At 64.0% G+C, this 7,004-nt stretch carries 7 protein-coding genes and 1 pseudogene; all 8 read left to right on the forward strand.

The window, feature by feature from the left end:
* The coding region (trbB, locus tag HOC_RS19605; protein ID WP_035541865.1) for a P-type conjugative transfer ATPase TrbB at nucleotides 1–957 on the forward strand (957 nt) is incomplete at its 5' end.
* 59 nt (nucleotides 958–1,016) lie between these two features.
* A complete protein-coding gene (locus tag HOC_RS19610) occupies nucleotides 1,017–1,292 on the forward strand; it encodes a TrbC/VirB2 family type IV secretion system protein (protein WP_084146489.1) in 276 nt (91 codons plus the stop codon).
* Complete coding sequence (locus HOC_RS19615; protein ID WP_035541869.1) at nucleotides 1,289–1,543, forward strand: VirB3 family type IV secretion system protein; 255 nt, start codon at nucleotides 1,289–1,291, stop codon at nucleotides 1,541–1,543. Before HOC_RS19610 ends, HOC_RS19615 begins: the two co-directional genes overlap by 4 nt.
* The gene (trbE, locus tag HOC_RS19620; protein ID WP_035541873.1) at nucleotides 1,537–4,002 is read left to right on the forward strand and encodes a conjugal transfer protein TrbE; all 2,466 of its coding nucleotides are present in this window, start codon (nucleotides 1,537–1,539) and stop codon (nucleotides 4,000–4,002) included. Before HOC_RS19615 ends, trbE begins: the two co-directional genes overlap by 7 nt.
* A gap of 9 nt (nucleotides 4,003–4,011) precedes the next feature.
* On the forward strand, nucleotides 4,012–4,710 hold the full coding sequence (gene trbJ / locus HOC_RS19625) for a P-type conjugative transfer protein TrbJ (protein ID WP_035541877.1): 699 nt from the start codon (nucleotides 4,012–4,014) through the stop codon (nucleotides 4,708–4,710).
* A gap of 8 nt (nucleotides 4,711–4,718) precedes the next feature.
* The gene (gene trbL, locus HOC_RS19630) at nucleotides 4,719–6,029 is read left to right on the forward strand and encodes a P-type conjugative transfer protein TrbL (protein ID WP_035541880.1); all 1,311 of its coding nucleotides are present in this window, start codon (nucleotides 4,719–4,721) and stop codon (nucleotides 6,027–6,029) included.
* A gap of 3 nt (nucleotides 6,030–6,032) precedes the next feature.
* Nucleotides 6,033–6,725 (forward strand): conjugal transfer protein TrbF, encoded by a 693-nt coding sequence (gene trbF / locus HOC_RS19635; protein ID WP_035541883.1) that lies wholly within the window; start codon nucleotides 6,033–6,035, stop codon nucleotides 6,723–6,725.
* 5 nt (nucleotides 6,726–6,730) lie between these two features.
* Nucleotides 6,731–7,004 (forward strand): annotated as a pseudogene (locus HOC_RS19640) (P-type conjugative transfer protein TrbG); the annotation flags it as partial.

The raw sequence follows: 7,004 nt of genomic DNA on the forward strand, positions 1-7,004 counted from the left end.
CGGACCGCCATGCTGCGTACGGCCTTCTGCCTGGTCATCCGCAATGCCCTGGATGCCGCCGATACGATCGAGATCATGGCCAATCCGGATGGGTCGGTCTGGATCGAGAAAGCCGGTATCGGCCTGGTGGTCTCCGAACACACGCTCGACGCGTCTGACCGCGAACGGGTCATACGCCTCGTGGCCTCCGGTGTCGGAGAAGCCGCAAACCGCACCTCGCCGATTGTTTCTGCTGAACTCCCAGGCAGCGGTGAGCGGTTTGAAGGGCTTCTGCCCCCGGTCTCGACCGCGCCCTGCTTCTCCATTCGCAAACCGGCAACAACACCGTTCGAACTCGGCGACTATGTCGATCAGGGCACCCTGTCCCCTGCCCTCTGCGCGGCGCTCAGGGAGTCTGTCGCAAACCGCGCGAACATTCTGATCGCGGGCGGGACCTCCTCGGGCAAGACCACATTCACGAACGCGCTGCTTGCAGAGCCGGCCTTCCAGGAGGACCGCATCGTCATCCTCGAAGACACGCGCGAGCTCTGCTGCGCTGCGCCCAATCGCGTTCAGCTCAGAACCCATCGCGGCAGCGCCAGCCTGCAGCAGCTCGTGCGCTCGACCCTTCGGTTGCGGCCTGACCGTATCATTGTCGGCGAGGTCAGAGGCGCTGAAGCGCTCGATCTCCTCAAGGCCTGGAATACTGGCCATCCCGGCGGCATCACGACGCTGCATGCCAACTCAGCCTATGGCGCCTTGCGGCGGCTGGAGCAGCTGACGCTCGAAGCGAGCAGCCGCGCCCCGTTCGACCTCATAGCCGAGGCGATTGATGTCGTCGTGTTCATGAGCCGCACGGGCGGCCAGCGCCGGATCGAAGAGGCGCTGCGCGTCTCGGGTTTCGACGGCGACAGCTACCAGACCGAACCGCTCGTTTCCCGCTCCCTTTCGCTCGTCACACAAGGAGACAAGACGTGAACCTCTACAATCATACCCAAACGGCAAACCGGACATTTCAGGTCGCCGCCTGCGTCGCGATCGGCTTTGCGCTGGCCGCGCCCGCCCATGCGGCCGGATCGGGCATGCCCTGGGAGGGCCCACTCGATCAGATCCTGACTTCGATTGAAGGCCCGGTCGCGCGCATTGTGGCGGTGATCATCATTACACTGACCGGACTGACACTGGCATTCGGCGAGACGTCCGGCGGCATGCGCAAGCTGATCCAGATCGTCTTTGGCCTCTCCATCGCCTTTGCAGCGACGAGCTTCTTCCTGACCTTTTTCAGCTTTGGCGGCGGAGCGCTCGTCCAGTGACTGAAGGTTATGAAATCCCCCTGCATCGCGCACTGACCGAGCCGATCCTGATGGCAGGCGCGCCGAGAACGGCGGCCATCGCCATCGGCACGCTTGGCGCCGCTGTGGGCCTTGGTCTCCAGCTCTGGATCCCGGGGCTCGTCCTCTGGCTCGCCGGCCATTCCGCGGCCGTGTTCATGGCGCGGTCCGATCCGGATTTCATGGCCGTCGCAAGCCGTTCCACACGTCACAAGGCGCATCTGTCATGCTGAACCTCCGAGAATACTCAGAAACACCAACCCTGCTCGCAGATTACCTGCCCTGGGCCTGCATCGTCGCGCCGGGCGTCATCCTCAACAAGGATGGCAGTTTCCAGACCATTTTCAAATATCGCGGGCCGGACCTTGAAAGCGCGACCGACGAACAGCTCGTCGCGATCCATGCCCGCGTCAACAATGTGTTGCGCCGGTTTGGCTCGGGCTGGGCGCTTTTCTTTGAAGCCCAGCGCGCACCTGTGCATGAGTATCCGGACAGCGCGTTTCCGGACGCGGCGTCGTGGCTCGTCGATCAGGAACGCGGGCTGCAGGCCGACGAAGCCGGCAGCCGGTTTGAAAGCCATTATTACCTGACCCTGCTCTGGCTGCCACCAGCCGATGCGACGGGCCGCGCCGAAAAGGCGCTGATCACCCGCGCCGAGACCGAAGATGCCGCCACCTGGCGCTATAGCCTCGAGACATTTCAGACCCAGGCGAGGCTTGTCTTAGCTCTGCTCGCGACCTGCCTCGCCGAGTTCGTACGCATCGATGATGACGAGGCGCTGACCTACCTTCACTCAACAATCTCGACCAGGCGCCATCGCGTCACCGCGCCGGACCTGCCGGTCTTCCTCGATGCGATCCTTGCCGATGAGCCCTTTGCGGGCGGCCTCGAACCGATGATCGGCGACGCGCACCTGCGCACGCTGACAATCCTCGGCTTTCCCGCCTCGACCCTGCCTGGCATGCTGGACGAGCTGAACCGGCAGGGGTTCGCCTATCGCTGGGCGACGCGGTTCATTGCGATGGACAAGGCGGACGCCGAAAAACTCCTCGCCCGGAAGCGCCGACACTGGTTTGCCAAGCGCAAGTCCGTGGGCGCGGTCCTGCGCGAGACACTGTTCAACGAACAGGCCGCGCTTGTCGACAATGACGCCGACAACAAGGCGGCTGACGCCGATGCGGCGCTTCAGGAACTCGGCAGCGATCTCGTCTCATACGGATATGTCACGACGACCATAACCGTCATGGACGCCGACCGACGCGCCGTGGATGAACATATCCGGATTGCCGAGCGCATCATCAACGGCCGCGGCTTCACCGCGATCCGCGAGTCGCTGAACGCCGTCGAGGCCTGGCTGGGCTCTTTGCCCGGACACCCTTATGCCAATGTCCGCAAGCCCATCCTCCATACGCTGAACCTTGCCCATATGGTGCCGCTCTCAGCGGTCTGGGCCGGAGAACAGACCAACTGGCACCTGAGCGCTCCCGCGCTGATCCAGGCGCAGACTCACGGCACGACGCCTTTCCGGCTCAACCTCCATATCGGCGATGTCGGGCACACGCTTGTCGTCGGTCCGACGGGTGCAGGCAAGTCAGTGCTGCTGTCTCTGCTGGCGATGCAATGGAGGCGCTATGCGGGCGCCCAGGTCTTCATCTTCGACAAGGGCCGGTCGGCCCGCGCCGCGACGCTCGCCATGGGCGGATCGCATGTCGATCTCGGTAGCGCTGATCGCCCGAGCCTCCAGCCGCTCAAGGATATCGACCGTCCTCACGGCGCCAGCTTTGCTGCCGACTGGCTTGCCGGTCTCTGCATGAATGAAGGCGTCATAATCACGCCGGACCTCAAGGCCGGGCTCTGGGACGCCCTCCAGTCTCTTGCCAGCGCGCCGCGACCCGAGCGCACTCTCACCGGCCTGACCCTTATGCTGCAGGATACGGCGCTTAAAGCGGCCCTGCATCCGTTCACACTGGAAGGCGCCCATGGCCGCCTGCTCGACGCCGACCATGAGACACTGAACTTGGCCGATACGGTCTGCTTCGAAATGGAAGACCTGATGCACGCGAAGGGCGCGGTGGCACCGGTCATCACTTACCTGTTCCATCGGCTGGAAGACCGCTTCGACGGGCGCCCCACGCTGCTCATCCTCGATGAGGCCTGGCTGTTCCTGGATGACCCGATGTTCGCGGCCCGGATCCGGGAGTGGCTCAAAACGCTTCGCAAGAAGAACGTGTCCGTCGTGTTCGCAACCCAGTCTCTGGCTGACATTGCGGGCAGCTCGATCGCGCCAGCGCTCGTCGAATCCTGCCCGACACGCATCTTCCTGCCCAACGAGCGCGCGCAGGAGCCCCAAAGCCGGGAGACCTATCAGAGGTTCGGGCTCAATAAGCGTCAGATCGAGCTGATCTCCAGAGCCACACCAAAACGCGACTATTACTACCAGTCGCCCCTTGGCTGCCGTGTGTTCGAACTTGGCCTTGGTCCGGTCGCGCTGGCCCTTTGCGGCGCAAGTACGCCTGAAGACCAGCAGATGCTTGACCGCATCCAGGCCGAAACGACAAGCGACGGCTTCACGGAGTGTTGGCTCATCGAGAAAGGCCTGCCCTGGGCCGCCGAGCTGCTCGCCCGCTGGCCCGGACAGGATCCGGGCACGCACGCGCCGCTCACGCCATCCCACGCCCTGGCCGCTGAATAGGAGCCTCCGATGAAACGCCTTCTCGCTTGCGTCGCCCTCTGCGCCCTGCCGATATCCGCGATCATCGCGCCGCCGGCGTCAGCCCAACTGGCGGTCTATGACCCCGCCAATCATGTGCAGAACATCTACCAGGCCGTCCGCGCCCTGCAGCAGGTTGATCAGCAGGTCCAGCAACTCACCCATGAGATCGCGATGCTGGAGAACATGGCCCGCGATCTGGAAAACCTGCCGGACTCCATCGCGAGCGACATCCTCAGCCGCATGCAGCGTATCGACGATCTGATGCGTGATGCCGAAGGCATTGGCTACAGGGTCGAAGAGATCGAACGCGCCTATGAAGAGGCCTATCCGGAAGATTATGGGGATACGCCGCCGGAGAACGCTGTCCTCGTTGAAGAGGCCCATGCCCGCTGGAAACAGTCCCGCACCGCCTGGCGCGAAAGCCTTACCGTCACGGCGCAGGTCGTCGCATCGGCCCGCGAAGACACCTCCAGTCTGGACCGCCTGATCGCGGGCAGCCAGTCCTCTGTCGGCAATCTCCAGGCCCTGCAGGCCGGCAACCAGATCGCGGTGCTTCAGACCGGACAGCTGATGCAGATGGAAAACATGATGGCCGCTCACTACCGCGCCGAGGCGCTGGAGCGTTCGCGCAACCTTGCCGAAGCGGCCCGCGGCCGGGCCCGCACAAAATCCTTCCTGGAGAACTGAAGCTAGCCATGGACGTGATCGACACATTCCTTGCCACTTTCATCACCTATATCGACAGCGGCTTCGGCCTGCTGGCAGGTGATGTCGCCTATCTCTCGACCACGCTCATCGCCATCGACATCACATTGGCGGGCCTGTTCTGGGCGCTCAGCCAGAACGCAGAAATCATCGCCGGGCTCCTGAAGAAGGTGCTCTATGTCGGCTTCTTTGCGTTCGTGATCGGCAACTTCTCGATCCTGGCCAACATTATCTTCGACAGCTTTGCTGCGCTTGGCCTGAGGGCGGGCGGCGGGACCATGACGGCTGCGGATCTCCTGCGCCCGGGCTTCATCGCCAGCGTCGGCCTCGAGGCAGGCCAGCCCCTGCTTGAAGAGATCAGTGACATGGTCGGGCCTGTCAGCTTCTTCCATAATTTCATCACGATCGCGATCATGTTTATCGCCTGGGCCGTGATCATGGTGGCTTTCTTCGTACTCGCCGTGCAGCTCTTCATCACCATCCTCGAGTTCAAGCTGACGACGCTGGCCGGATTCGTGCTCGTGCCGTTCGCGCTCTGGAACAAGACGACATTCCTGGCCGAACGCGTACTCGGCAATGTCATAACGTCGGGCATCAAGCTCATGGTGCTTGCCGTGATCATCGGCATTGGCTCGACGCTGTTCGGCTCGGTGAGCGACGCGTTCCGGACCGGCGATGATGTGACACTCGCGCAGGTCATGGGCACTGTGCTCGCAAGCATCGTCTTCTTCTGGATGGGCATCTTTGCGCCCGGCATTGCCTCCGGCCTGATTTCCGGGGCGCCGCAGCTTGGCGCAGGCTCTGCGGTCGGTGCGGTCGCCGGTGTGGCCGCCGGGACCTATGTCGCGGGCATGGGCGGACGCGCCGCGATTGGCGCGGTCGCTGGCGGCGCATCCTCTGCCGTCAAAGCCGGCGCCTCCATGGCCGGTGCCGCCCGCACGTCATACACGCTCGGGTCGGCCGCGTCGGGCGCAACCGGCGCAGGCGCGGTGGCTGCCGGTGTTGCCGGTGTCGCCCGTGCGGGCGGCGATGCGCTGCGCCGGACCGCCTCACGTCCTGCGCAATCGATCAGGGACGCCTATAACAGTGGCAGCCAGGGCGCCTGGCGCGCCACAGGCGGTTCGTCGACAGGAGAAGCCGCCTCAGCCTCCAGTGCATCGACGCAGAGCCCTGGCTGGGCGCGGCGGATGCAGAGCCAGCAGCGCGTCGGTCATGCCGGACAGATGGCGGCGCACAGCCTTCGGGAAGGCGATCGCGGCGCCAGCGGCGCTGCCCCCACGCTCAAAGACAAGGACGACTGACACATGGTCTTCAAACGATCTTCCACCAATTACGGCCAGAGCCCGTTTCCCGAGACGCCTTACCAGAAGGCAGGACAGGTCTGGGATGAGCGGATTGGCTCGGCCCGGGTGCAGGCAAAGAACTGGCGGCTGATGGCGCTCGGATGCCTCGGGATCTGTTTTGTCACCTCTGGCGCGCTCGTCTGGCGGAGCATGCAATCGACCGTCACGCCCTATGTGGTCGAAGTCGATGAGACCGGCGCGGCGCGCGCGGTCGGCCCTGCCACTGAGCGCTATGTAGCCAGCGATGCGCAGATCGCGCATCATCTCGCTAACTTCATCGCGGACGTCCGCGGCCTCTCCGTCGATCCGGTTGTCGTGCGCGAGAACTGGCTGCGCGCCTATGACTTCGTCACAGACCGCGCCGCCACCACCCTCAATGAATACGCCCAGGCCAGCGACCCGTTTGCCGATGTCGGAAGAAAGTCCCGCACGGTCGATGTCGTCAGTGTCGTGCGCGTCTCCGATGACAGCTTCCAGGCCCGCTGGATCGAGAAGACTTATGAGGCTGGCACGCTGAGACAAGCTGAGCGGTTCACCGGAAACTTCACACTCATCACCCAGCCACCGACCGATGTGGCGCGCCTGCGTGCCAATCCGCTCGGCCTTTACGTCCACAGCCTCAACTGGGGCCAGGACCTCGTTACAGGAGAATGAGTCCCATGAACCGCTTTCTGATGTCCGCTTACGCCATGGTCCTGCTGTCGGCCTGTGCAACGACCGAACGCGAACCGATCGATCCGGGTGCGTTCGTGGCCGCGACGCCTGTCGAGAATGAGCCAGACCGCCCGGCCCTGATTGTCGAGACGGCCGTCCCCTTGCCCCTTCCCGGCCAGATGATGCCGGTCAGCGAACCCGCGGCCCGCCGCGCTGACCCCGGTGCAGTCGAAGGCAGCAGCACGTCACCGACAGACACGATCGCTCAAGGCAGGACCA

Origin of the sequence: Hyphomonas oceanitis SCH89 (assembly GCF_000685295.1) — a bacterium.
Taxonomy (GTDB): domain Bacteria; phylum Pseudomonadota; class Alphaproteobacteria; order Caulobacterales; family Hyphomonadaceae; genus Hyphomonas; species Hyphomonas oceanitis.